The following is a 25,072-nucleotide window of genomic DNA, read 5'->3' as shown; positions in this document are numbered from 1 at the left end:
ACAGAAAGGAATACATAACATGGAAAATATAAGCTATAATTTAAAATTCGCTACACTTTGTGCCAAATATAATCTGGGTCTGTTGATGAATGAACCTGAACCGATAACAGGCGGACTCTTGCACAGAATGTATCGCCTGCAAACGGATAAAGCGCAATACGCAGTAAAGGCCTTAAATCCTCAAATTATGCAACGAGATACAGCAATGTCCAATTATATTTTTTCTGAAATGGTTGCGAATCTGGCTTATCAAAAGGGGATCCATGCTGTTCCGGCAATCGTATCTAATGGCAGTAGTATGCATGAGGTTGAAGGGCAATTTTATTTATTGTTTCCATGGGTTCAGGGGAAGGCATTACCTTTAGATGAAATAGATTTAGATTGTTGTAAAAAGATTGGGGCAATTCTTGCGCAGCTCCACATCATCGATTTCTCACAGGGAACGGATGATCATCACTTTGAAACGCTTAAAGCGTCTAATGCTGCAGTTGCCAATTGGAAGGAGCTTGCTCTCAAAGGAGAGCAGCAGGGTGCAGAATGGTCAAGCTTGCTGGCAGATCACCTGCATAAGATAGAGAATTGGGAGTCATTGATTCATTCTTCAGCGAGTCTATTGACGAATCATTATGTTATCAGCCATCGGGATTTAGACCCCAAAAATGTCTTGTGGGATGAGCGGAAAGTTCCAATAATAATCGATTGGGAAGCAGCAGGACCTATTCATCCGACGTTAGAGCTGATAGATGTAGCTTTATATTGGTCGGGTTCTGTATCGGGAGATTTAAGCAAAAAGGCATTCTCAAATTTGATTAACAGCTATCTGGAGCATGGCGGAGAGATTTATGCGGATTGGCAGGTTGTGCTCAACTATGGCTTTTTGGGAAAATTAGAATGGTTAGCTTACAATATCAGACGTTCGCTAGGACTGGAGAGCTCGGATGACGCAGAACGGGAGCTGGGTACTCGTGAGGTAATCCGTACGATTAATGCATTACACGACTACGCTGATTTTATTCCACAATGTTTATTATGGTTGGGAGATTTAGAGGAAGGTAGTGCCTAATCTATTAAAGGAGAACTTATTTATGAATGTTATTAACGCTACGATGGAAGATATAAATGGATGAGTGTGTTCCGATGGACCGGAAGGGGGTTCACGCCAAAAGTTTAAACTGACTGTACGTTAAAAAGGAGGACTTATGAAGAAGTTTATAGTTATATCTGGCGTCTCGCTATTTTTGCTGGCGATTTCTTTTAACCCATTGTTCAACTATATACGTGAGTACATAATCTCTGATCAAATTAATCAGCGTTATGAGATAAAGCATGCTGAAAAAGAATATAACCCAATAAACGTACAAGAGATAACGGTTGATGATAAGAATATTAAAATCAGGGAAGAAAAAACAGGCAGAAAAGCAGATTTGACCCCATGGGATGAAGAGGAGAAGGTCCCGCCTGGTGATATTGTCAAAGTTCAGTTCTTATTAAATGATCAAAAAATCTCCACCCCTGATGAAATATGGCTATCCAATCGGGACAGAGGCAGCAGGTATTTTTCGTGGATAGATATTCTCACAGTAAAGGACCGAAAGACTGGTGAGAATCAAATAAATATAGTCCAAAGACTGACCGACGATAGTCAACCCATGGAAACAAGAAAATGGAAAATCATCACGATTGCACAAGACGGAGAAGTAGACGAAGAGGTTCTCAGCTATGCGCAAAGAAGCAACAATCATTTAGGCGTCAAGCTAATCGAGTTCTCCGGTACCTCCCTTATGGGTATGGGCTATTATTCAGATGTTACTAAGGCCTATCCTAGTATTTTCTTCCCACTCCTATTTCCGTTTCTAACTGGTATAACGGGTCTATTGTTATTGATTTTTCTGATTGTTCTTTTACTGTTTGAGCTTCATTTTAGACGTGTTATTAGAAAAAGAGGGCGATAAAGACTGGGTACGTTCTGAAATTACTTGTAGTTTCGAATTACCTTTAATTTAGTGATAGTTGATAAGGCAAACAGCAGCAGTAAGACTCCGATTGAACCCATGACAGGACCAGGGCTGAAGAAATCTGACAAGGACGAGACAGCAGTAAGACCAATGGATGGGGCTACACTCATGATAGAACCTAATACACCGAACACCCTACCCTGGATGTCTTCTGAAATTTCCAGCCTAAGGATTGTATTAATCAGCAACGTGCAGAATGAGAACATGAAGCCAATTACAAGAATGATAGGAATGGCAATCGCAGCGGAAGTGACGAATGATAACAGGAGGTACAGGGGACCGAGACATAGCAGTCCAGTCATAATAAGGAAACCTCTGTTTTTCAATTTGGAGCCGAGCAGCAAGATCAGACCGGATCCGATCATATAACCAAGTGGAATACAGGCTTCAATAAGTCCAAACTGAAAGGGAGTAGAATCCCACACTTTGACGGCCATAACCTGGGTCAACATCAGGGAGGGGACAAAAAATAAGGTTAAGGTAGGAAGCATAATCATAACGGCGCGTGCAAAAGGGTACCTCCAAATATAGCGAATTCCATCGATCAAATCCTGTGTGAATTTCCGTTCTTTCTTGGGCACGTTATTCAATTGAGTTGGCAAAGGAAGGGAGCGGACCGCTAAAACGAGCAGAAAGGAGAGAAAGAACGTAGCTCCATCAAATAAAATAGCGTCGGCGGCTCCAAAACTCGCTACGAAAATCCCACCGGCTGAATAACCAATAGTCCGGCAGATGTTTTCAGACAAGTTCAACAATCCTACCGCTTTTTGTAGATGTTCTTTACCAACAACAGTAGTGATAGAAGCTTGGTATGCCGGGGACTGGAATAAAGCTGAAACGGTCGTAAGACCCGTCAGTATAGCGACGACAATGAACGAAGTAGAAGGCAGGGAAATGGCTAAAGCAAGTGTCACTACGAGTCCGCAACTTATCAGATCTGTGATCAGCATGAGGGTTCGACGATTGACCCTATCCGCAAAAGTTCCCCCTATTGATCCAAGTAAAGAACTGAGCACTAAATTGATTATCGTGATGATGGCAATCATTTTGGCGCTGCCGGTCGTTTGCAGTACCCATAAACTTAATGCAATACTATGAAAAGTGTTACCAAATAAGGAAATGGAGTACGAACTGAGTAGCAGCAGGAATCTCCGATTTCCCCAAAGAGAGGGATGAGCTTGAACAGCAGGGGGAACTTGTTTCACTAATACAGGACCAGGCATAAGTTATGCTCCCTTCAACTTAAACGCTTAAGTGAATAGCCAAAAAAATTATTCTACAAAATAACAATTATTTTCTTGTGCGGAGTAGTCAGAATGATGCAATAATTTGTCCATGAGTTCAAATGCAGTAGCCGCTTTATCCCCTGTGAAAATGAATTTATGAACGTCATCGCCTAATATTTCCGGGCAATTGCAGGTGCAATGAACAGAGAGTTGTTCGAACCTCCCGTTTTTTTCAACGTAACTTCCAATAAACTCATTAATGACAATAGCCTCTTTATAGCCCCCCTCCTGTAAGAATGTATTTAATTCCTCCAAATTGACAACGGTGAATATCGCTTCTTCAGGTAATGGAAGACTGTCCTGAATAAAGCGGGTGAGGAAAGAGTTATTGAAGCTCTCCATAATTAAACATACCTGTGAAAGGTCCTGTGGTTTTACCTTTTGCAGAGCTGCTCGATAGTTGAAAAGGACTTGCTTAAAGAGTTTATCTTCAATCATGCTGTCGATCAGAATCAAAGGAATTCCTTCTACAAAATGTTTAGAGATCGAATAAAAGGCTTCCTCACGCACATCGATCAGAAATACAGCCTCCAGTTTTCTTTCTACGATAATATCCAAAGAAGGCTGGTCAACATCAAGTGAATATAGCAGCGTATGGTAACCAGCATTTGTTAACCGTTGTTCCAAGGCATGTATAAATGAGAACTGGGCATGGAGCTTCCAGTGTGGGGTATGGGCTGATGTGTTAACAAGCACACCGACCAATCCTGTTTTCTGATTCGCAAGTGAACGTGCTGCCAGATTCGGTATGTAATGCAGTTCCTCGGCAAGCTGAAGAATCTGCTGGCGCGTTTTCTCAGGAATGGTTTGGTTGCCGACACGATTCAGAACATAGCTCACTGTTGCGACGGAGACATTGGCACGAAGTGCGATGTCCTTCATGGTTGTCTTTTTCACCAGTAAATAGCTCCCTTATCCTTGTGATATTTTCTAAAGATTAACATTCTGATTCTAAAGCGTCAATGGGGGGGAGTGAGCAGTCAGATGACCCTGCTAAGTTGCTAGAAATGGAAGAATGTAGCCCTTGAGATTCAACCCTGGGAAGATCTGCTTGATAATCGTCTTAAGCTAAATTATACGAAACAAGCTTTATGCAAAAGCTGAAAAAATGCTTATTAACCCAATGGTCATCCTTCCGCTGTATTATTTTTATGCTGATGTTTTGCATAAACCTAACATTAAAAAAGTAAGCGTAGAGTATGATAGTTCCATATCTTTTTCAAGAGGGTATTTAATCTAAAAAATTATAGTAATAAAGACTATGAGGATACTTCCGCAGTTGTTGGGAGTGTCCTTTTTGTGTGGAATTAAGCACCTTTGTGACCTTTCTTAAAATTTGGGTAAATAAGTATTAAGATCTATGAACTTAAAACGGGCAGCGAGATGAGGTGTTACTTATGGATACGATTCCGGATGGAAAGGAGTGATCTTTGTGAAACCGCTTCAGATAACGACACAATATTGTGAAAATTTTCACCTGTTTATTAAAAATTTTAATATATAATTAATTTATAATCAAAAACAAGGGGGATTTCAAATGAAGTTATTTAAAATGATGTTAGTAGCAGGCGTCTCGGTTGCAGTCTTGTCTGGTTGTGGTGCGAATAATAATAATGCGACTAATTCGGCGGCTACTACGGCTCCAACTACAGAGCAAACGGATGCAGTTACTACAGCTTCAATCGTAAATCAAGCAGATGCGTTTACCAAGGCTGTAAGTAAAGATGGAAATTGGATTATTGCCATTCTAAATGATGTGACGATTGCCCAAGATGTTGTTGTTGAAGGCGAATTCCATGATAAAGGGGCCGCAGACGGCGACATCTACCGTAAGATTGCTCTTTATGCCCAAGACGCTGATCACAAAGTTACTGCCAATTACACACTCACTGTACCTAAGTTAACTGTACAAAGTGAAAATTTACGAGTTCAAGGCGGAACCATTAAAGGTGATGTTTATGTAGAAGCGAACGGATTTAATCTGCATGAAACCTCGACTATTGATGGCAATCTTTACTTCGCAAACGAAGATGTGAAAGCAACTGCAGGGATTGAAGGTAAAGTAACTGGGGCAACTGAAGTTAAATAAGTTAGTGATGTTTTCGATTAGTTAGATGTAGAAGTTGAAGGACTAAATAGATAGAATTATCCGGATAGGTTCAGGAAAAAGGAATCAGTATGAATGGGCAAACTCATAATGGACTACACCCCATCTAGTTACCATATGAGAGCCGACGGAAGCTTTGAAGTAACAAGTAATGGAGTATTGAAGTGTACAGTAGATGGGTTTAACTGTATTTTGTACAACTAAAATGCTCAAAATGCTCGGCCAATGAAAATAGCTGTATTTAGTACATCTATTTTCTTGATTTAATACTCTACAGGCTATTTCTCTAGTTTTTAATTGTATAGAATACACTTAAAGTTAGAATTAGCCCTTGTGGATATGGAATAAGTGTATAGAATGCAGTTATCTTACAAATTTCAACAAGATAGTGCGTTACAACGGAGTGGGTATCCGAAAGCTACGAATGATTAAGCTTAGCTCGTAACCTACTCAAGCAAACCACCGCAGACCCAAAACACCAGGCAGTGAACCTCCAACGGAGAATCGCTGCCTGGTTGTTTTTTGTGGATGAATATATGAACTATTGTTGATTTTCTTCATATTGACTTATAATATTACTACCACTACTAGGAGGAACACATATGTCTAAGGAGTATTCGCGCACATATATTGAGAGCGTAAAGCTTGAAATGTTAAATAGGTTGGGATTAAAGCAGGTGTTCTTCAAGGAGCAAATAGGGGATAGCCTAATTTTTGAAGCTGTGGGCTTTGATAAAGGGGCAAAACATCGCTTTTGCGTTAGACCAAAGACGAAAACGATTGATGAATTCATTTCAGGCAAATGGATGAAGGTCCGCAGTTTTATAATCAAAAGTGTGGATATTTAATGTTGAACCCTATAAAGGTAGCCCCGTTAATCGGAGTTACCTTTTTATTTTTTGACCCATAGTCATTGATAATGTGAAGTATCTCCATACAGATCGATGGTTGTATTGTTATCAGTTAGGGTTACTTTACATAATGCTGTAGAGAGAATATCCGGTAACTCCCCAATTTCCTGCAATGATTTATTGAGAAAATAAGCCATAATGACTTTTAAAGTCATCCGATGCGTGACGATGAGCACTTCTAGCCCTACGTTATCGTTTATGATGCGCTCCATTGTCGGCACTACTCTTTGTTCAAGCTGCTTGTAAGTTTCACCTGAGGTTAGAGGAATATATAGATCGGGTCTGGTGAAAAAATGGGAATATTGTAAAGGGGATTCTAGTTGTATCTGATCCGTATTCAATCCTTCCCAGCTCCCCATGTTAATTTCCATTAAAGAAACTTGCTGATGAATAGGTAAACTCCGCTTTCCCCGTAAAATCTGCGCAGTATGCAATGCTCTTGGACTAGTACTAGAATAAATTGCGCCTAAGTTTTCTACTTCCAAACGATCTCTTAACCATTCTGCCTGCTGTTCGCCCAAGGCTGTAAGCGCAGAATTTTGATGCCCTTGCATTCGTTTTTGTAAATTCCATTCTGTTTGCCCGTGGCGGGTTAAGTAGAATACTGTTTTTGTCATTAACGTGACCTCCCTTATGAATAGTTGTAAGTATAAGATAAATAAATATAAATAAACAATATATAATAGTTAACATCCATAATGTATAGTTATAGTAAAATGGCTGAGGATAAGCGGCGAATACAGATATTATTTTATGAAGTGAGGAAGAGTTGACGATGAACTATCATGTATTAAAATTGTTTTATTACGTTGCGATCACAGGTAGTGTGACCAAAGCCTCTGAACGTTTGCATATCAGTCAATCCGCTATATCAGCGCAAATCCGTAAGTTTGAACGGGAGAATCATATTTTATTATTTGAAATTAAAGGAAAGAGGATGGTGCTCACCCCTTTAGGAAAAAGGTTAATCGAACCTCTTGAAAAGTTTTTTGCCATGGGTGATCAAGTCCAGCAAATCATTGAAGACTATCACAAATTTCCTGAGGGGAATCTGCGGATTGCAGGTAATTATTTAGCGACAAGCATCCTCATTCCCCGGTGGGCGTCATTATTCAAACAATCTTTTCCGGAAGTTAACATTCAGATCACTACTACTAATTCTCATGGTGTCATGGAAAAATTAAATAATTTTGAAGCAGACGTGGCGATTTACAGTGATATGGAGTTTCCTTCGCATAATACAGGAGTGTTCGAACATCGGGAGTTATATAGGGACGAGTATGTATTCGTGGTTTCTTCCCATCACCCTATTGCCAATCAGCAGGCTAGCTTTGAAGAAGTAATGTCTGAAGCATTTATTATGAGGGAAGAGGGCAGTGCAGCCAGAGAGCGGCTTGTCCGGTTGTGTGAAGAAAGAAGTGTACAGCAGCCAACGATTGGGCTTCAATTTAATGGAGTGAATGAAGTTATTCAAGCTGTCATTGCCGGTTATGGAATTAGTTATGTATCCGCTTTGTTGGCGAAACCTTATCTTGATCAGGGAACATTAGCTAAAATAGCAGTAGAAAATGTAGTCTCCAAGCATTCGATATGGATGGGCTACAGAAAGAAGGAACTTCAAGAAAGTTATATGCAGTCGTTTATTACGCTCGTTATGAAACAATTAAGTATAAAATAATTTTAGGAAATTAAAGATAATCTCATGGTAAACTATGGATGGAAATATTAGGAGGGGTCATAATGGATCAAATTGTATTCAAACAAATTAAGTTTGTGCGAAGTGTTACTGTGCGTGCTGTCGAGGGACTATCTGAGGGAACTTTGAATAGCATTCCAGAAGGGTTTAATAACAATATCCGATGGAATTTGGGACATATTTATTTGGTGCAAGAGAAGTTTGCCTTTCATTCTGCTCGGGAGCTTATGCAATTGCCGGCAAGCTTTGAACGCTTATTTGCGAAAGGGACTAAACCAGCCGAGTGGAATGAGGAACCGCCAACGCTTGAAGTTTTACTTGAGATGCTTACGGAGCAACCCAAACGGATCCAGGAAGCTTTTCACAATCGCTTAAGTGAGCAAGTAACCCCTCTTACAACAGGAAGTGGATTAACCTTAAATTCAATCGGTGAATTCATAAATTTCACACTTTACCATGAAGGTATGCATTTCAATACAATAAAATTATTAAATCGCTTTGCAGATAAATAAATTCAAATAACAAAAGATATCGATATATAGTTGGTATCTTTTGTTAGCTTTATGATCGAAAAAAAGATTTGTAAATGAAAAGGTTATGTGATAATCTAATTTATGTAATACATGTAACCGGTTACACATTGGGGGATGAATGAAAGAATGATGACGATCAAAGATGTCGCAAAAATAGCTGGAGTTTCGGTAGCAACAGTCTCACGGGTTATAAATGAATCTGGATATGTGAATATCGATACTCGCAAAAAGGTTGAGGCAGCGATCAAAGAAATGAATTATACCCCTAATGAGGTTGCAAGATCATTATACAAGCGGAAATCTAAATTAATCGGGCTGCTCTTGCCTGATATTACTAACCCGTTCTTCCCGCAGTTAGCGCGGGGGATAGAGGATCGGATGCAGGAGCAAGGTTATCGGATCATCTTTGGCAATAGTGATGAGAACGAGGACAAAGAGATGGATTATATTCAAACCTTTATCCAAAACAATGTCATTGGCATGATATCGTCAACCAATTTCCCTGAGAGTGACGTTTATTCTAACTTGAAGATTCCGGTTGTATTTCTGGACCGTACTTCTAATGATAGCCCTTCCGTATACGCAGATGGCAAAAAGGGCGGACGTCTTGCAGCACAGGAGATTATCGCACGGGGAAGCAAAAAAATTACAGTGATACAAGGACCGGCGCATATCAAACCTGCACAAGATCGATTTCTTGGGGCGATTGAAGTCCTTAATGAAATGGGAATCAGCTATAATGTGATCGAAACTTCATCCTTCTCCCATACAGTAGCAGAACAATGGGCTGTGGAGTTATTTGATAAATATATAGATACGGATGGCGTAATTGCCAGTAATGATATTGTGGCGACGGCAGTCATTCATGAAGCACATCGTTTAGGTAAAAGAGTGCCGCAGGATCTGCAAATCATCGGATTTGATGATATTCCGCTCAGCAGCTTGTTGTCACCTGCTTTATCCACCATTCGCCAGCCGGCACATGATATGGGTAGAGAAGCAGCGGGTTTACTTATTAAGCTAATTGAGCAAGATAAGGTGGAAGAGAAGATTATTCAACTACCCGTTAGCTTTGTGGAGCGGGAAACTACAAGAAGTAAAGAATAGATGACAACATGAGAAAGGTTGATGAATATGGCTAAGATATGTGTAATTGGCAGCTGTTCAATGGATTTAGTAGTGACTTCGAATAAGCGGCCTCACGCGGGTGAGACTGTGCTTGGAGAACAATTCTCCACCGTTCCGGGCGGTAAGGGTGCGAACCAAGCCGTCGCTGCTGCCCGTCTAGGAGCAGAAGTTACGATGGTTGGTTGTGTAGGTGATGATTTCTATGGTACCGCTATCATGGATAATCTGAAAAAGAATCGCGTTTTTACCGCCAATGTGGAACCGGTTACACATGTCGAAAGTGGGACAGCTCACATCATTTTAGCGGAAGGCGATAACAGCATTATCGTTGTAAAAGGAGCCAATGATTTAGTTACTCCTGCATTGGTTGAACGGGCACTTGAGAATATTAAAGGCTCTGACATGGTATTAATCCAACAAGAAATTCCGGAAGAGACGGTGTCTTATGTAAGTGAGATTTGCTATAAATTCAATGTGCCTATGTTGCTTAACCCAGCACCTGCTCGGCCTATCAGTGAAACGATTATAAACAATGCCACCTATTTAACTCCCAATGAACATGAATGTGCAATATTATTTCCTGAGATGAGTACTGCTGAAGCTTTACGCAAATATCCCAATAAGTTATTTATAACCGAGGGCAGCAATGGTGTGCGTTATTACGATGGTAAACAGGAAGTTTTAGTTCCCACCTATAAAGTGAATGCTATAGATACCACTGGAGCAGGAGATACTTTTAATGCGGCATTTGCTGTTGCTCTAGCTGAAGGCAAGTCTATTCGAACTAGTGTAAAGTTTGCCAATCGCGCCGCTTCTTTATCCGTCACAAAATTTGGTGCCCAAGGTGGCATGCCAACAAGAGTAGAGGTGGAGGTGAGTCTTTAATTATGAAAAAACAAGGAATCTTAAACAGTCATATTTCCAAAGTGCTTACTGACTTAGGCCACACCGATACGATTGTCATTGCTGATATTGGATTACCCGTTCCATCTGGTGTTCCAAAGATTGATTTAGCGCTTAAATTGGGAGTTCCCAGCTTTCAAGAGATTGTCGAAATCATATCAGAGGATATGGTCATAGAGAAAGTTATCGTGGCAGAGGAATTAGCAGCAAAAAATAAAGACACTTCTGAATACTTGAATGACAAATTTAAGGAAATACCTATAGAGGCGATTTCACATGAACAATTTAAATTGTTAACCCAGCATGCGAAGGTCATCATTCGTACGGGGGAAGCTAAGCCGTATGCAAACTGTATTTTACAAGCCGGGGTCTATTTTTGATAAAAAGGGGGTTCAAAGCATATGCACATTACGATGAAGGATATTTATAAATCTTTTGGGGCTAACCGTGTGTTGACGGGTGTGGATTTTGAGCTGAAGGATGGTGAAGTTCATGCCCTAATGGGAGAGAATGGTGCAGGAAAGTCTACTCTGATGAACATTTTGATTGGACTGCATCAGCGTGATCAAGGAACCATTAGTATAGATGGTCAGGAAACATACTTTAACAATCCCAAAGAGGCTGAACGTTATGGGATCGCTTTTATCCATCAGGAGTTGAATGTGTGGCCGGATATGACAGTTCTAGATAATCTGTTTATTGGTAAGGAACGAACCTCCAAACTAGGGATCTTAAATATGAAAGAAATGAAAGCGTTAGCAAATGAACAGTTTCGTAAGCTCTCCGTAACGATTCCCTTAAATCAAGAGGCGGGGGAATGTTCGGTAGGGGAGAAACAGATGATTGAGATTGCAAAAGCGCTTATGACTCATGCAAAAGTTATCGTCATGGACGAACCGACAGCGGCATTAACCGAACGGGAAATCCAGAAATTGTTCGAAGTCATAACTTCCCTTAAAAAGGAAGGCGTCTCCATCGTGTATATTTCGCACCGGATGGAAGAGATTTTTACGATATGTGACCGAATAACGGTCATGCGAGATGGGAAAACAGTAGACACGAAGCCCATTCCAGAGACTAACTTCGATGATGTAGTTCGGAAGATGGTAGGGCGTGAATTAACCGACCGGTTTCCTGAGCGTACCTCCAAACCCGGAGAGGTTGTTCTTGAAGTTAAAAATGCCACGAAAAAAGGGCAATTTAAAGATGTTAATTTCTCCGTTCGTTCGGGTGAGATCTTAGGTTTCTCAGGATTAATGGGATCTGGACGAACAGAAATGATGAGAACCTTATTCGGATTGGAATCGTTAGACCGTGGTGAGATTATGGTGCGGGGAGAAAAGGTCACGATTCGAAATCCCAATGATGCGATGAAGGCGGGGATAGGATTCGTTACGGAGGACCGTAAAGATGAAGGGTTAGTGCTTGATTTCTCTATTCGAGACAATATGGTGCTTACAAATTTATATAGCTTCGCTCCTAAGGGTGTAATCATTGATAAAAAAGAACAAGAATTTGTAGACATACTTATCAAGCGGCTGCACATCAAGACACAGTCTTCCTCCACTTTAGTCCGGAATTTATCCGGGGGGAATCAACAAAAGGTGGTCATCGCCAAATGGATTGGGATCGGCTTAAGTGTGCTTATCCTCGATGAACCTACCCGTGGAGTGGACGTAGGAGCTAAACGGGAGATCTATCAGCTCATGAACGAATTAACGGAACGTGGAGTCGCCATAATCATGGTATCGTCAGAGCTTCCTGAAGTCTTAGGAATGAGCGACCGGATCGTAGTGGTTCATGAAGGGGAAATTAGTGGAGAGCTATCACAACAAGAAGCTACGCAAGAAAAAATCATGACGTTAGCTACAGGGGGGCAATAGTAATGACAACTATCAAAGGTGAGAGAGAAAATAAAGGTTTTCAAATCGGGCAAATTACACAGAAGCTAGGTCCATTACTAGGGCTGATTATTCTAATTGTTATCGTTACGGTGTTGAACCCAAGCTTTATGGAGCCCCTTAATATCCTGAACTTGCTTAGACAAGTTGCCATAAATGCGCTTATCGCTTTTGGGATGACCTTTGTTATTCTAACGGGTGGTATCGATTTATCGGTGGGTTCTATTCTAGCCCTATCCAGTGCCTTCACCGCTAACCTGATGTTGTCTGGTTGGGATCCTGTCTTAGCCATTATTGTAGGTTGTTTAGCGGGTGGCGTGATGGGGATGGTTAACGGACTGATGATTACAAAAGGTAAAATGGCGCCATTTATCGCTACGTTGGCGACCATGACGATTTTCCGGGGATTAACACTTGTATACACAGACGGAAATCCGATCACAGGTCTCGGAGACAGCATGACCTTCCAATTGTTTGGCCGTGGATATTTACTGGGAATACCTGTACCTGCTATAACAATGATCATCGTCTTCGCAGTCTTATGGGTTGTATTGCACAAAACTCCATTTGGTCGTAAAACCTATGCCATTGGTGGTAATGAAAAAGCATCTATTATTTCAGGGATTAAAGTCGACCGCATTAAAATAATGATCTATTCATTGACCGGTATGTTGTCCGCATTGGCAGGAGCGATCCTGACTTCCAGATTGAACTCAGCGCAACCCACAGCAGGCACATCTTATGAGTTGGATGCTATCGCAGCTGTAGTATTAGGCGGTACGAGCTTAACTGGTGGTCGTGGACGTATCGTGGGCACATTGATTGGTGCATTGATTATCGGGATTTTGAACAATGGATTGAACTTGCTCGGCGTATCCTCTTTTTACCAAATGGTGGTCAAAGGGATCGTTATTGCTATTGCCGTACTCATAGACCGTAAGAAAGCCGTATAAGGGGGATTCCAACATGAAAAAGTTAACTTTGATTCTTACTTCCTTACTATTAATTCTCATGACAGGTTGTTCCTTGGAGCCTCCAGAGTGGGCTAAGCCTCGCAGTGGTGGAAGCATGGAGAATATGAAGATTGGATTATCCATATCTACTTTAAATAACCCCTTCTTTGTATCCGTTAAAGATGGTGTTTTGGCCGAGGCTAAGAAGCAAGGCTTGGAAGTCCTTGTCATTGATGCCCAAAATGATTCTGCTAAACAAAGTAATGACGTCGAAGATTTGATGCAAAAAGGTGTGAATGCGTTATTGATCAATCCAGTGGATTCATCAGCGATCTCGACAGTAGTGCAAACAGCTAACAGTTTAAATATTCCCGTCGTTACGTTGGACCGTTCCGCAGATCAAGGGGATATCAAAGCTCTTGTTGCCTCTGATAATGTAAAGGGTGGCTCTATGGCGGCACAATATATTGTAGAGCAGCTTGGGAAAGGTGCAAAGGTCATCGAGCTAGAAGGATCCCCAGGAGCTTCAGCGACTCGGGAACGCGGTAAGGGATTCCATGAGATTGCGGACAGCCAGCTAGAGGTCATTGCTAAGCAAACAGCTGATTTCGACCGCACGAAAGGCCTGACCGTTATGGAGAACCTTCTACAAGGAAATCCTGGCGTACAAGCAGTTTTCGCTCATAATGATGAAATGGCGCTAGGTGCTATTGAAGCCATTCAAAGTTCAGGCAAGAATATCCCTGTGATTGGTTTTGATGGAAATGAAGATGCACTTAAATCCATCGAAGCTGGTAAATTAACAGGAACCGTTGCGCAGCAGCCTGAATTAATTGGCCAACTAGCCATTCAAGCCGCTAAGGATGTATTAGAAGGCAAAACCGTAGAGAAGCTGATTGCGGCACCGCTTAAACTAGTTGTTAAAGAGTCAAAATAATAACCATTATAGAAAAAGACTGCGCTCACCGATTTGGTGAGCACAGTCTTTTTTGCTATACATTGCAGCTTATTCTTCAATAACTCTATCCGGTAGCTGTGTAACATAGCTGTCTGACAAATGGAGCAGCTGTAAGGCACGCTCGAATTCGTCTTCTGTGGATTGCAGAGGTTGGTTGCCGTTACCAGATAAAGTATAATGCTGGCCATCCTCGAAGCCACTGCCGGATAAGAAGAGCTCTTCGTTATTTACGAAAGATCCTGTAGGCAAGTAATACCGTTGTGGTAGTAAGTTATAAGTTGATTGATTCAAGAGATCTTGTCCGAAATGAATATGATCTGCAAGAGAGACACCCAATAAATTAGATACGGTAGGTAAAATATCCACTTGCCCGCCTAGTTGTTCTTTTACACTAGGAGTTGTAATCCCTGTCGCTGACATGATCAACGGAATATTAATCAATTCACGTTCCGAATATTCATGGCCGAGAATCTCTTCCAGTAGGAGATGATCATCCTCTTTTAGAGAGAAGATAGGCAGTCCACGATGATCCCCGTACAATACGATCAAGCTGTTATCCCACACACCGTTTTGTTTGAGCTCATCGATAAAAAGTCCCAGCGCATAATCAGCATAATTCTGAGCCCGAATATAATCGCCAACAAGCGTTCCTTCGAATCGCTCTGGAAGTGTCATTTTGTATTTATCCTCTGGGATGGAGAACGGATTATGAGATGACATCGAAATTACATGGGAGTAGAAAGGTTGCTCATTCTGATCCATTCTTGCCAGCTCTGCAGCTGTTTTTTCATACAAAACTTCATCAGAAGCGCCATAGAATACAGTGTCTTCTTCCCCGAAGTAAGTTTTATCATAATAACGATTGAATCCCAAAGCACTATAAAGCTCACCACGGTTCCAAAAGTCGACTTCGTTCGTATGGAATGTTGCCGTATCGTAACCTTGTGCTTGCAACAGCTTGGGTAAGCTTGGTAGCTCTTTAGGAGCGTACATTTGGGTAGCTGGACCATCAGGGGGTACATAAAAAGAAGTGTTCACAATAAACTCTGCATCTGAAGTGTTGCCTTGTCCAACCTGCTGGTAGAAACGCGGGAAGTAGAAGCTGCTGGCGGCAAGCTTGTTCATATTTGGTGTGATTTCTTGTCCATCAATCTTTAGATTGATTAAGAAGTTCTGGAAAGACTCCATTTGCAGAATGATTAGATTTTTTCCTTTGGCGGCTCCAAATAAAACCGGATTAGAGCTAGCTTGAATTCCTTTAGTTTTATCAATAGTGGATTGCGTAATCTCAGAAACGTCAATTTGTTCTTCCTCTTGATCAGCTAGCAGAGAGTAGGCTTCATAATTAAGAATGCCCATTTGTTCCGCTTTAATCGTTTCGTTCATACTGGCACGGTTTGGAAAAATATTCATTGCACAAATGATGATGGAAATACAGAACAGGACTGCCACCGCTTTACGGTTACTTTTGCGCGACATGGCTTTTTTCCAATCCAGCGCTTTCTGTTTTCTAAACATCACCAAGCTGATGACAATGATATCCACAAAGATAAGCATATATTGAGGACGAAGGACCGAAAATATACTTTTCTTTACGGCTCCCACTTGTTTGACCTGATCTAATACTTGCGAAGTAGCAATGATGCCAAAATGATTATGATATACAATTAATGAGAAAAATAGAGTAGTAATCAATACATTGACAAGCATGTAAATTGCAATTTTTCGTTTCGTAGCGAACCATTCAATCAAGCAAAAGACTAGAAGTACAAAAGGGATTTCTTTAAGCCAAGTGGTCCAAGTAGGGCCATCTTCAAATAGAAAATACCAGGCAAAATAGCTTTTTACAAGCATAATGAGAGAGAAGAATAGCAGAGATCTTTTACTAAGTGTACGAGGTTCTTTAAACGGCATTGCTTATGCCCATCCTTTTCTTTTTAGATTAGTTCATTCTATTACATTGAAGCGTTTAAAATCAACTAGATTTGGGTATGTCTGAGTGAAAATTTCCTGAATATTACAGTTTAGGTGGATTGAATAGTTCACGATATATAAAAAAAATTTATGAAGATGAACTTTTTACATTGCTCCTGACTCATATAGGGGAGAGAGGTGAAGGCATGGATGTTGTTCGATTGGTGAAAAAAGCTAAAAAGGGAAATAAAGAAGTTTTGCTGCAATTAATCATGTATGAAAAGGATGTTTTTTATAGGCTTGCGTACAGCTATATGGGAAATGCGCATGATGCTATGGATGCCATGGAGGAAATGATAGTTACGTTATACGAGAAGATTGACCAACTTAAGAAAGAGGAGTCTTTTTACAGCTGGAGTAAGACGATTTTGGTAAACGGCTGTAAAAGGCAACTTCATAAGCGAAGCAAGCTGGTGTTATTAGAGGACTGGAGCATCACTGACGAGAAGGAAAAAGCCGATGTTACATCAGGCGATCCTTATCATAAAAGTGAACAGCAAATGGATATGCAGGCGTTATTGTTACATGTGAACGAGCAGCAAAGAGAAGCAATTCAATTGAAATATTTTCATGATCTCGATTATCAAACGATAGCTGAGATCACACAGGTCTCGATCGGAACTGTTAAATCAAGGATCTACAATGGATTACAAACGCTGAAAAATCATTACAGAGGTGATGTTGATGAACAATAACGTCGAACAACGATTAGTGGATGAGAAGAGGAACTTAGAGTCCATAACTGCACCTGAGGGTTTAGAAATGAGATTAAGAAATGCTTTAGACTCGGCACCTCCAAAAAGAATAAAAAGAAAAAGCTTGCCCCTCTGGAAGATTGCAGCCGTCATTATATTAGTGATAGTAGTTTCTGGAAACAGCTATAATGCCTTCGCTTATTATGGAAAAAAGTTATTTGGTTTTGATGAGGTGTTAGAGGGAACTTTACAACAACTCAATGAACAAGGAATGGGACAAAGCATAGACAAAAAGACGACGTTAGCAGATGGAACAGAACTTACGATTAACGGAATTATGGCAGATGCCAATCAATTTATTGTGTATTACACGTTAAACAATCCTAAGGGACTAGAGGAGACGGGAGATCATTTTAGTCCTTCAAAAATAGAAGGGTTTCTCACGAATTCCAACATAAGAAGCGGCGTATCTTTAATCAACGACGAACATACAGAAATAAAAGGCACGATGACATTTGATAGCGTAAGCCCATTCTCGAAAAAACTAACACTTCATTACTGGGGACCTCCACAGAAAGGGCAGATGAGTGAAGGGAGCATAACGTTTTCTTATAATCCAAATCAAGCGATGGTGACTCAGATCAAACAGTCGATTAATAAAAAGGTCAAAGCCGACAAAGGATCAATTACCTTCAAGTCGATCACGGCCACACCCACCATGACTGTGATTAAAGGGAGTATGAATGTCGAGAATTTCGATCGAATAAGATTAGGGTTAGAAGGCATTCAATTAATTGCCAATGGAAAGCCTGTAGAAATATTAGGTAGTAGCAATAAAACCTCGTTGGGTGGGAGATCATTTGATATTCGTTATGACACCTTGCCAAAAGAATTACATTCATTGCAGCTGGTTGTTAAAGAGTTTGTTGGATATCAGAAGCTGGAAGAGAAGTATCCTCTAAATGCTGATAGTAATGAGCCGATTCTACTAGGGGATAAAGAATTATGGATTAAAGATGTGACCAAGACCGCTCAAGGGATTGAAATAACTATTGCTACAGATGAGGATGTAATGCTGGATGGTGTGTCTATAGAAAATGCTAACGAAAACACGGCTTTAAAAACAACAATTAATCAAAAAGAGTCAGAACAAACGAACGGTAAACTCATGAAGGAACGCACCTTATTATTTGATACACAAACGAAACCTGAAAGTATTCTGATAGAAGGAATACATTATATGAAGGAATATAACAAGGTGATTGAGATTCCTGTGGATTAAAAAGAAGTGCCATATCCATAATTTATGAAATATAGTAAGTTATAATAGTCTGAGAAAGTGAGGGGGTTATGGAAAATATAGGTGCTTATAAGGTGAGTCGTCCGTCGTTAATGTCGCTTCTGTTTTCTATGATTTTTTCAAGTGGCATACTATTGTTAAATACCAGAAATAATACGGAGTATAAAGTATTACTTTATTTTGGTTATATATGGTTGGCTTTCTGTCTGATTGTTGTAATCATATTGCTCTATAGGATCATTACGATTAGAAAGTTCATTGAGGTTCGGATTCTTCCGGACGCTATAATAGTAGAAAACAAAGAAATTCAAGCGAATCAAATTGAGAATATTTATGTAAAGGGCTATTTCATACCCGTAATAGGCATTAAACCTGTAGATCACAAATCTCCTCCCTATAGATTATGTTTTAGTTTTCTTGACGAAGAATACAAGGGAATGAAAGAACTAACCGCATGGGCCGAAAGTAATCAGATTAAACTATCTAAAAAAAGATTTATGAGATGGCTTTAACCGGGCTCTTACCAGTCCACCATACCGCGCTTTATGCGCACAGCGGAAAGGATGGGTGTCCTAAAAGCCGAAAATGGCTGCTGGGGCACCTCATTTTTTTTGCTCCATCATCGTCCCCCAAACGTCGCTCGTTTTCTCCATCCGCGAATCCTGAAACTTCGTTTGCTTCCTCCATCATCAAGAACCCTCTACTTTTGTCACCTCCGCTATCCCCCAAAAAAAACTACACTTTCTTCGATCACATTTGCACACCCGGAAGCATCTATCGGACTCAGATGACCCTTAGACGCGCCATATCCCACTTTTGGAACCCTAACGGACCGCATAGCCGTTATTGGTCTAAAAAACACCCCAAAAGCAGCCTTTTCGAGGGAATAGCTGCACTGGAGTCCGAAACCTTGCTCCAAAGCCGAAATATTCGCAAATAACGTCATCTGGGTCCGAAAGTAACCATCTTCCATCATCAAACTCCCAAGCCACACTTTCTTCGATCACGTTTGCGCGCCCGGAAGCATCTAACGGACTCAGATGACCCTTAGACGCGCCATATCCCACTTTTGGAATCCTAACGGACCGCATAGCCGTTATTGGCCTGAAAAACACCCTAAAAGCAGCCTTTTCGAGGGAATAGCTGCACTGGGGTCCGAAACCTTGCTCCAAAGCCGAAATATTCGCAAATAACGTCATCTGGGTCCGAAAGTAACCGCCATCCATCATCGAATCCCCAAACCTCGCTCGCTTCCTTTTGGAGTTCTGACTGCCGTAGAGAGACTGATTACCCCAATACGCTAATAGGTAGAATGAATGGTAAATCCTTAGTTTTTTTGTTGCAAATACAACAATTATGTTATACTATTTTCCTGTCACATCTGCATAACACCATATAATTAGAGCTCAAAATAAGAGTTTATTTGTAAATTGATATTTTAAAAGGAGAAAACAATATGGCTATCAATATAAAAAAGTGCACGGTCGAAGATCTAGGTTCACTTCAAGGAATTAGTGTTGAAACATTTAATGAGACATTTAGTAATCAAAATTCACCTGAAAATATGAAGGCCTACCTGGATAGAGCATTTAACTTAAAACAATTAGAAAAAGAATTGTCGGATAGCTCATCAGAATTCTATTTTATTTATTTTAATGAAGAAATCGCTGGGTATTTAAAGGTAAACACCGAGGATGCTCAATCTGAAGTAATGGGTAATGATTCACTTGAAGTCGAGAGGATCTATATTAGAAAAAAATTTCATAAACAGGGGCTTGGGAAATATCTAATAAATAAAGCTATAGAAATAGCGGTACAATGTAATAAAGAGAAGATTTGGTTAGGGGTTTGGGAAAAGAATAAGAACGCTATTAGCTTTTATGAAAAAATGAAGTTTGTTCATACAGGAACTCATTCTTTTTATATGGGTGAAGAAGAACAAATAGATTTTATTATGACAAAACAACTATAACATTTGTCTAAAATGATGTTAACTAAGAGGATCGATAGGAGGCTTAGAATGAAGCAACTTTATATAAAACAAAAGGTATTCAGTCTAAGTGGTAAATTCACGGTAAAGAATCAGCAGGAGCAAGATGTCTATTACGTAGAGGGCAGTTTTATGCAAATTCCCAAGACATTCTCCATCATGAATACAACAAGAGATGAAGTCGCACTTATTACGAAAAAAGTGTTCAGTTTTTTACCAAAGTTTTTTGTAGAAGTAGATGGTCGAGAGGTATTGACGATTAAGAAGGAGTTTTCTTTCTTTAAAGCACGTTATACGATTGATGCGGCTGACATTGAGGTACATGGTAACTGGTGGGACATGGATTTTCAGGTTTTACAGCGTGGTGTAGTCATCGGTAAAGTGAACAAAGAGTGGTTCACTTGGGGTGATAGCTATAAGGTTCAAATATTGAATGATGAGATGGAAACGCTCATGATTGCGTTCGTTGTCGCTATTGATTGTGTGAAGGCTGACCAGGCATCTACATCACATCAGTGAAGATTCAATATTAAAGTTAATAACTTAGCAAGGTGATGTGGACGGAATAAATTCAGCAGGTAAAGCTGAGTGTAATTGGTCAGTTTATCTATGATGCGCTGAACGTACCATAAGTAGGCAAGTTAGGTTTCTGATAGTGCCTATGTTAGATCTTATTGTTGATTTTCATTTTTTGGAAAAACGCCTATTGCGCCCAAACGCTCTCTCCGCGAATGCATATGATGATTATGCCTACTCATTGAAAGGAGCGATCACATATGGGATTTTTTCCAACACCGGGAGCCGGCGGGGGATTTCCAGGATTCCCAGGCGGACCTGGCGTGCCGGGAGGACCAGGAGGACCAGGGGGACCAGGGTTTCCGGGTGGAACCCCCGGACAATTTCCGGGGGGTGCACCGGGAGGCGTTCAAGCGCCGACGGCTCCTCCACCGCAATTCGTGCCACAAATGTCGTCTACCACATTTGCCATTGATCCCGGCGGGATCAGACGCTGCCTGTTCCGCAACACATACATTTGGCTGAACAACGGCGAGCAATTCTGGTTCTTTCCGGTATTCGTCGGACGTAATTCTATTGCAGGGTTCAGATGGAATGGTTTTTTCTGGTCGTACTTCGGCATTGATTTGAATCGGATTAGCTCGTTCACGTGCTTCTAAGGTAGACAGCGATAGAGAACAGCCAGCAGGCTGTTCTCTATGTTGTGCAAATTATCGTGTCCCCGGAGTTGTGAATTACGCAAAAGATACATAGTGAAGAATCGTTTCCCCTGACGCTAACGTTAATGCTGGAAAAAAAAGGACTACTCTGCGAAGGATAGCCTTAAAGCTTGCCGTTACAGACAGCGCGTTGAGCCATCTCATAAATCACGGTAATGCGGAGGGATGGGCACGTTGGTGATCCATTGTGTTATGAATTCAATTAGTTTTTTTGCCGCTGGAGAGGCATTTTTAATGGAGGCGGCTGCAATACCAATAGAACGATAATACTCGCCTTCCAATGGGCGATAACATACATTGTCGGGGAGATGTGACAAAATCATTTCTGGGAGAATACTTAACCCTAAACCATTTTGTACCATGGCTATTATGGCATGATCATCTTCTAATTCATATTTGATCGTGGGTGTGAGTTTATTTTGCGAGAAAATTCGCTTTACATCGGTGTCACAACCCGCAATGGGCATGATAAAAGGTTCATCAATCAATTGCTCAAGGCGGATGGTTGATTGGCGCTCGAGAGGATGATTCTGCCACATAATGCAGACCATCCTATCTTTTTGAAGAGGGACCACATGAAAAGCATCTCGAGTAGGCAGATTAACAAATCCCAAGTCAGCGGTTCCATCGGCAATCCATTCTTCTATTTCAGAGTAGTTACCATCAAGTAGTTTTATTTCAATATGTGGAAACTGATTTTGAAATTGTTTAATGATTTGGGGCATCCATTGGATCGATACACTAGAGAAAGCACCTATTTTCACAGTGCCGATTTCGACACCCTTTAATGCAGCTACTTCTTGATTGAGTTTTTCATTAAGTTGGAGGATTTCTCTGATATGTGGGATTAAACGTTCGCCATCGTTGGTTAACCGGATACCCGATCTGTTTCTTATGAGAAGACACAGTCCGAATTCAGCTTCTAAGCTAGAAAGCGCATGACTGATGGCTGATTGTGTTAAATTTAATATCTCTCCTGTTTTGGTAATGCTGCCGATCTCAACTACCTTACTGAAAATTTGATATTTTAAAAGATTCATAATGATTTCTCTCCTCAATAATGTATGAAAAAAATTCATTAAACTAACAATTAATATTCATTATTTTTATCTTAATTATAATAGTATAATCTGTTTTATATAAAAACATCTACGATTAAAGGGGAGTTTGAGCGGAATGGTTCATGAATCAAACGGATCTTATTATGCAGTCATATTTTCAAGTCAACGTACGGAGGGGGATAACGGGTATAACCTTATGGCTGAAAAAATGGAGCAGCTTGCGTCCGGGCAACCTGGGTTTTTAGGAGTGGAAAGTGTCAGGGATTCTTCAGGAGCAGGTATTACGATTTCTTATTGGGAGAGCTTGGACGCGATTAGGAACTGGAAACAGCATCAATCTCACAAAGTTGCTCAGGAGAAAGGTAAGAAAGAATGGTACCAAAATTACAAAGTAAAAATTTGTAAAGTTGAAAGAGAGTATTCTTGAGTGGTAAAATATTACTGCAAAGTAATTGGGAATCAATCCATTGAAGCGTACAACAACAATCATTTTATTTCAAAAGGATGCGAAGAAACTTATCCGAGAAAATAGAAGAGTCCGTTACTAATTAGATAAAATATAGATATGGGATGGTTTTTAGATGAACTATCAAATTAAAAGGGCGACCCTTGAAGAAAAAGAAATCCTCAACAACCTAATGCAATTTTATATGTATGATTTCTCCGAGTATATGGATTTGCACCTTGAAGAAAACGGAAAATTTAATGATTATCCTCTCAATGATTACTGGACAGAGGACTCGAATTTCCCATATCTGTTAACTCTGAATGGGAAAAATGCTGGATTCGTTTTAGTCAAAATAAAAAATAGAGATGATGATTTATACTTTTCCATTGCAGAGTTTTTTATTATAAAAAAGTATCGGAGAGTAGGATTAGGTAGACTAGTTGCAAAAGATATTTTTAATATACATAAGGGGCAATGGGAAGTTTACCAAATAGATAATAACGAGCCCGCACAACGCTTTTGGAAAAAGGTGATAGAGGAATACACTGGCGGAAAATTCACTGAACGAATTGAAGCAGGGAGAAAGACACAGGTGTTTGTTAATCGAGTTGAATCTTAAGCTAGGGTACAATAGATCAATAAAAAGCGGCAGTCGTGGACTTTATTTTCTAGTCCAGGGTTGCCGTTGTTTTTTTAGGATCTCCAGAAGTGATGTTATAGGCCAGTTGTCCGGGTATTTTTGAGTAGTACAAAATCACTTCTGATGTTAAAATTACCCAAAAAGTATTTTAGGAGGCTAAGACGGGAATTATGCTAAATATACAGCAGATTGTAGAACTTATTCCTCATCGGTATCCGTTTATTTTAGTGGACAGAATTATAGAGTTGGAGGAGAACAAAAGAGCAGTAGGTATTAAAAATGTATCCATTAATGAACCGTTTTTTAGCGGCCATTTTCCTGAGCATCCTGTTATGCCGGGTGTTTTAATTGTGGAGGCATTAGCCCAGGTAGGCGGAATCACAATGTGCAAAAACGAGAAGCTGATGGGCAAGATAGCGTTATTAGTTGGCATAGATAATGCCCGTTTTAAGCGCCAAGTAACGCCTGGGGATCAGCTTCTTCTCGAATTCGAAGTCAATCGGATGAAAGGTGAAATTGTAAAAGGCAAAGGCACCGCAACAGTAAATAGTGAGCTTGTATGTGAAGCTGAGATTTCTTTTGCATTTGTGCAAAAAGGAGGTTCAAAATGAAAAGGATGCCCTTTGTACGACCAACCGAACATTACGATCTGAAAATTAAGGATATTGACGAGCAAATATGTGCATTGATCAAGCAACGAAAGAAAATCTCGAATAATAATCCAGGATTCCCACCGTTTGAATCTATCTCTAAATGGGCAGAAAATTATGAGCTCTATGAGGATTTTTTGAAAGCAGTATTTGGGACGTTGCTAAGTGAAGATCATTTTAAACCGATGGTTGAGCCAATTGATTTTAGAAAACATATTGCAGTTCTTAAATCAATTGAGAAAGATGGATTTTTTTATACACTGACCTCTATACGCCAATATAGTAATGCTAGTGTGGTCACCCTTAATATAGATTGGGACATGACAACTGAGCTTCCAACAAATTCTCATAACCATAGCTTTTTCGAGCTGTTTATAGGCGAAGAATATGATAGTCGAATGATGAATGGCGGAAGTTCAACCGGACAAGCTTCTTATAATTACGTAATTTCTCCACCGCTTTCTGACGATCCTTCAGGTGTTATATTAGAGTTCAGGGAACATGGTAAACCCTTCAAGAACAATGAGACAGGAAATCAAATTGTTTTTAGGCTGTAGTACTTATTTCTTCTCCGGAAAATATTGCTTATAGCTATCTCCATTGCTATTATCAAAAGTGGAGATCCGAGCGAAGTTAGTTTGACTCCGCTCCATATCACAGTTAACGGATTTTTAGTGAAATAAAAACC

At 40.3% G+C, this 25,072-nt stretch carries 27 protein-coding genes; 22 read left to right on the top strand and 5 right to left on the bottom strand.

The window, feature by feature from the left end; all coding sequences use genetic code 11:
• The first annotated feature begins 19 nt into the window (after nucleotides 1–19).
• Together NSQ91_RS20655 and NSQ91_RS20650 are read left to right on the top strand one after the other, a co-directional pair.
• Nucleotides 20–1,063 carry a phosphotransferase gene (locus tag NSQ91_RS20655; RefSeq protein WP_076304867.1) on the top strand — a complete coding sequence of 348 codons (1,044 nt, stop codon included), beginning with the start codon at nucleotides 20–22 and terminating at the stop codon, nucleotides 1,061–1,063.
• Between the two features lie 136 nt (nucleotides 1,064–1,199).
• On the top strand, nucleotides 1,200–1,952 hold the full coding sequence (locus NSQ91_RS20650) for a hypothetical protein (RefSeq protein ID WP_076304868.1): 753 nt from the start codon (nucleotides 1,200–1,202) through the stop codon (nucleotides 1,950–1,952).
• A 20-nt stretch (nucleotides 1,953–1,972) separates the two neighbouring features.
• Here the strand turns inward: NSQ91_RS20650 and NSQ91_RS20645 are convergent, their stop codons facing one another.
• Nucleotides 1,973–3,238 carry an MFS transporter gene (locus NSQ91_RS20645; RefSeq protein WP_076304869.1) on the bottom strand — a complete coding sequence of 422 codons (1,266 nt, stop codon included), beginning with the start codon at nucleotides 3,236–3,238 and terminating at the stop codon, nucleotides 1,973–1,975.
• Between the two features lie 48 nt (nucleotides 3,239–3,286).
• Nucleotides 3,287–4,198, bottom strand: coding sequence for a LacI family DNA-binding transcriptional regulator (locus NSQ91_RS20640; RefSeq protein ID WP_076304870.1), 912 nt, complete (start codon nucleotides 4,196–4,198; stop codon nucleotides 3,287–3,289).
• Between the two features lie 640 nt (nucleotides 4,199–4,838).
• On the opposite strand from NSQ91_RS20640, the gene NSQ91_RS20635 reads away from it, so the two are divergent.
• Nucleotides 4,839–5,390, top strand: coding sequence for a polymer-forming cytoskeletal protein (locus NSQ91_RS20635; RefSeq protein WP_076183054.1), 552 nt, complete (start codon nucleotides 4,839–4,841; stop codon nucleotides 5,388–5,390).
• A gap of 620 nt (nucleotides 5,391–6,010) precedes the next feature.
• Nucleotides 6,011–6,256: a hypothetical protein gene (locus tag NSQ91_RS20630; protein ID WP_036688955.1), complete on the top strand. Its 246-nt coding sequence runs from the start codon at nucleotides 6,011–6,013 to the stop codon at nucleotides 6,254–6,256.
• Nucleotides 6,257–6,318: 62 nt separating this feature from the next.
• Here NSQ91_RS20630 and NSQ91_RS20625 read toward each other — a convergent pair whose 3' ends face one another.
• Entirely contained in the window at nucleotides 6,319–6,936 is a 618-nt protein-coding gene (locus tag NSQ91_RS20625; RefSeq protein WP_076304871.1) for a histidine phosphatase family protein, read from the bottom strand.
• A gap of 158 nt (nucleotides 6,937–7,094) precedes the next feature.
• On the opposite strand from NSQ91_RS20625, the gene NSQ91_RS20620 reads away from it, so the two are divergent.
• From NSQ91_RS20620 to rbsB, 8 genes are all read left to right on the top strand, one after another.
• Nucleotides 7,095–7,997 carry a LysR family transcriptional regulator gene (locus NSQ91_RS20620; RefSeq protein WP_076304872.1) on the top strand — a complete coding sequence of 301 codons (903 nt, stop codon included), beginning with the start codon at nucleotides 7,095–7,097 and terminating at the stop codon, nucleotides 7,995–7,997.
• A 62-nt stretch (nucleotides 7,998–8,059) separates the two neighbouring features.
• Nucleotides 8,060–8,527, top strand: coding sequence for a DinB family protein (locus tag NSQ91_RS20615; protein ID WP_076127369.1), 468 nt, complete (start codon nucleotides 8,060–8,062; stop codon nucleotides 8,525–8,527).
• A gap of 147 nt (nucleotides 8,528–8,674) precedes the next feature.
• Nucleotides 8,675–9,655: a LacI family DNA-binding transcriptional regulator gene (locus NSQ91_RS20610; protein ID WP_076127368.1), complete on the top strand. Its 981-nt coding sequence runs from the start codon at nucleotides 8,675–8,677 to the stop codon at nucleotides 9,653–9,655.
• A 27-nt stretch (nucleotides 9,656–9,682) separates the two neighbouring features.
• Nucleotides 9,683–10,561: a ribokinase gene (gene rbsK, locus NSQ91_RS20605; RefSeq protein ID WP_076201458.1), complete on the top strand. Its 879-nt coding sequence runs from the start codon at nucleotides 9,683–9,685 to the stop codon at nucleotides 10,559–10,561.
• Nucleotides 10,562–10,563: 2 nt separating this feature from the next.
• On the top strand, nucleotides 10,564–10,959 hold the full coding sequence (gene rbsD / locus NSQ91_RS20600; protein ID WP_076304873.1) for a D-ribose pyranase: 396 nt from the start codon (nucleotides 10,564–10,566) through the stop codon (nucleotides 10,957–10,959).
• 21 nt (nucleotides 10,960–10,980) lie between these two features.
• Complete coding sequence (locus tag NSQ91_RS20595; RefSeq protein ID WP_076218180.1) at nucleotides 10,981–12,462, top strand: sugar ABC transporter ATP-binding protein; 1,482 nt, start codon at nucleotides 10,981–10,983, stop codon at nucleotides 12,460–12,462.
• Nucleotides 12,463–12,464: 2 nt separating this feature from the next.
• Nucleotides 12,465–13,433 carry an ABC transporter permease subunit gene (locus tag NSQ91_RS20590; RefSeq protein ID WP_076127362.1) on the top strand — a complete coding sequence of 323 codons (969 nt, stop codon included), beginning with the start codon at nucleotides 12,465–12,467 and terminating at the stop codon, nucleotides 13,431–13,433.
• 13 nt (nucleotides 13,434–13,446) lie between these two features.
• On the top strand, nucleotides 13,447–14,370 hold the full coding sequence (rbsB, locus tag NSQ91_RS20585; RefSeq protein WP_076304874.1) for a ribose ABC transporter substrate-binding protein RbsB: 924 nt from the start codon (nucleotides 13,447–13,449) through the stop codon (nucleotides 14,368–14,370).
• A 69-nt stretch (nucleotides 14,371–14,439) separates the two neighbouring features.
• Here the strand turns inward: rbsB and NSQ91_RS20580 are convergent, their stop codons facing one another.
• Nucleotides 14,440–16,305: an LTA synthase family protein gene (locus NSQ91_RS20580; protein WP_076218177.1), complete on the bottom strand. Its 1,866-nt coding sequence runs from the start codon at nucleotides 16,303–16,305 to the stop codon at nucleotides 14,440–14,442.
• A gap of 206 nt (nucleotides 16,306–16,511) precedes the next feature.
• Between NSQ91_RS20580 and NSQ91_RS20575 the strand changes: the two genes are divergently transcribed.
• The 6 genes from NSQ91_RS20575 to NSQ91_RS20550 all read left to right on the top strand — a co-directional run bounded on the left by NSQ91_RS20575 (nucleotide 16,512) and on the right by NSQ91_RS20550 (nucleotide 21,525).
• Nucleotides 16,512–17,060, top strand: coding sequence for an RNA polymerase sigma factor (locus tag NSQ91_RS20575; protein WP_076278725.1), 549 nt, complete (start codon nucleotides 16,512–16,514; stop codon nucleotides 17,058–17,060).
• The gene (locus NSQ91_RS20570) at nucleotides 17,050–18,342 is read left to right on the top strand and encodes a DUF4179 domain-containing protein (RefSeq protein ID WP_076278724.1); all 1,293 of its coding nucleotides are present in this window, start codon (nucleotides 17,050–17,052) and stop codon (nucleotides 18,340–18,342) included. The genes NSQ91_RS20575 and NSQ91_RS20570 overlap by 11 nt, the downstream gene beginning before the upstream one ends.
• 68 nt (nucleotides 18,343–18,410) lie before the next feature.
• Complete coding sequence (locus NSQ91_RS20565) at nucleotides 18,411–18,872, top strand: hypothetical protein (protein ID WP_076278723.1); 462 nt, start codon at nucleotides 18,411–18,413, stop codon at nucleotides 18,870–18,872.
• A 944-nt stretch (nucleotides 18,873–19,816) separates the two neighbouring features.
• A complete protein-coding gene (locus NSQ91_RS20560; RefSeq protein ID WP_076127348.1) occupies nucleotides 19,817–20,332 on the top strand; it encodes a GNAT family N-acetyltransferase in 516 nt (171 codons plus the stop codon).
• Between the two features lie 48 nt (nucleotides 20,333–20,380).
• Entirely contained in the window at nucleotides 20,381–20,869 is a 489-nt protein-coding gene (locus NSQ91_RS20555; protein WP_076127346.1) for an LURP-one-related/scramblase family protein, read from the top strand.
• A gap of 257 nt (nucleotides 20,870–21,126) precedes the next feature.
• The gene (locus tag NSQ91_RS20550; RefSeq protein ID WP_076304876.1) at nucleotides 21,127–21,525 is read left to right on the top strand and encodes a transporter; all 399 of its coding nucleotides are present in this window, start codon (nucleotides 21,127–21,129) and stop codon (nucleotides 21,523–21,525) included.
• 200 nt (nucleotides 21,526–21,725) lie between these two features.
• On the opposite strand, the gene NSQ91_RS20545 is transcribed toward NSQ91_RS20550, so the two are convergent.
• Entirely contained in the window at nucleotides 21,726–22,625 is a 900-nt protein-coding gene (locus tag NSQ91_RS20545; RefSeq protein WP_076127343.1) for a LysR family transcriptional regulator, read from the bottom strand.
• A gap of 136 nt (nucleotides 22,626–22,761) precedes the next feature.
• Here NSQ91_RS20545 and NSQ91_RS20540 point away from each other — a divergent pair, with 136 nt between their 5' ends.
• The 4 genes from NSQ91_RS20540 (at nucleotide 22,762) to NSQ91_RS20525 (ending at nucleotide 24,941) form a co-directional block, all read left to right on the top strand.
• Entirely contained in the window at nucleotides 22,762–23,073 is a 312-nt protein-coding gene (locus NSQ91_RS20540) for an antibiotic biosynthesis monooxygenase family protein (protein ID WP_076127341.1), read from the top strand.
• A gap of 154 nt (nucleotides 23,074–23,227) precedes the next feature.
• The gene (locus tag NSQ91_RS20535) at nucleotides 23,228–23,713 is read left to right on the top strand and encodes a GNAT family N-acetyltransferase (RefSeq protein ID WP_076304877.1); all 486 of its coding nucleotides are present in this window, start codon (nucleotides 23,228–23,230) and stop codon (nucleotides 23,711–23,713) included.
• A 191-nt stretch (nucleotides 23,714–23,904) separates the two neighbouring features.
• Nucleotides 23,905–24,345, top strand: coding sequence for a 3-hydroxyacyl-ACP dehydratase FabZ (gene fabZ, locus NSQ91_RS20530; protein WP_340919613.1), 441 nt, complete (start codon nucleotides 23,905–23,907; stop codon nucleotides 24,343–24,345).
• The gene (locus NSQ91_RS20525; protein WP_076304879.1) at nucleotides 24,342–24,941 is read left to right on the top strand and encodes a chorismate mutase; all 600 of its coding nucleotides are present in this window, start codon (nucleotides 24,342–24,344) and stop codon (nucleotides 24,939–24,941) included. The genes fabZ and NSQ91_RS20525 overlap by 4 nt, the downstream gene beginning before the upstream one ends.
• Nucleotides 24,942–25,072 lie beyond the last annotated feature (131 nt).

Source organism: Paenibacillus sp. FSL R7-0048 (assembly GCF_038004505.1).
In the GTDB taxonomy this organism is placed as follows: Bacteria; Bacillota; Bacilli; order Paenibacillales; family Paenibacillaceae; genus Paenibacillus_AQ; species Paenibacillus_AQ odorifer.
Note: the sequence above shows the minus strand (reverse complement) of the source record. Positions and strands in the feature narration are given on the sequence as shown.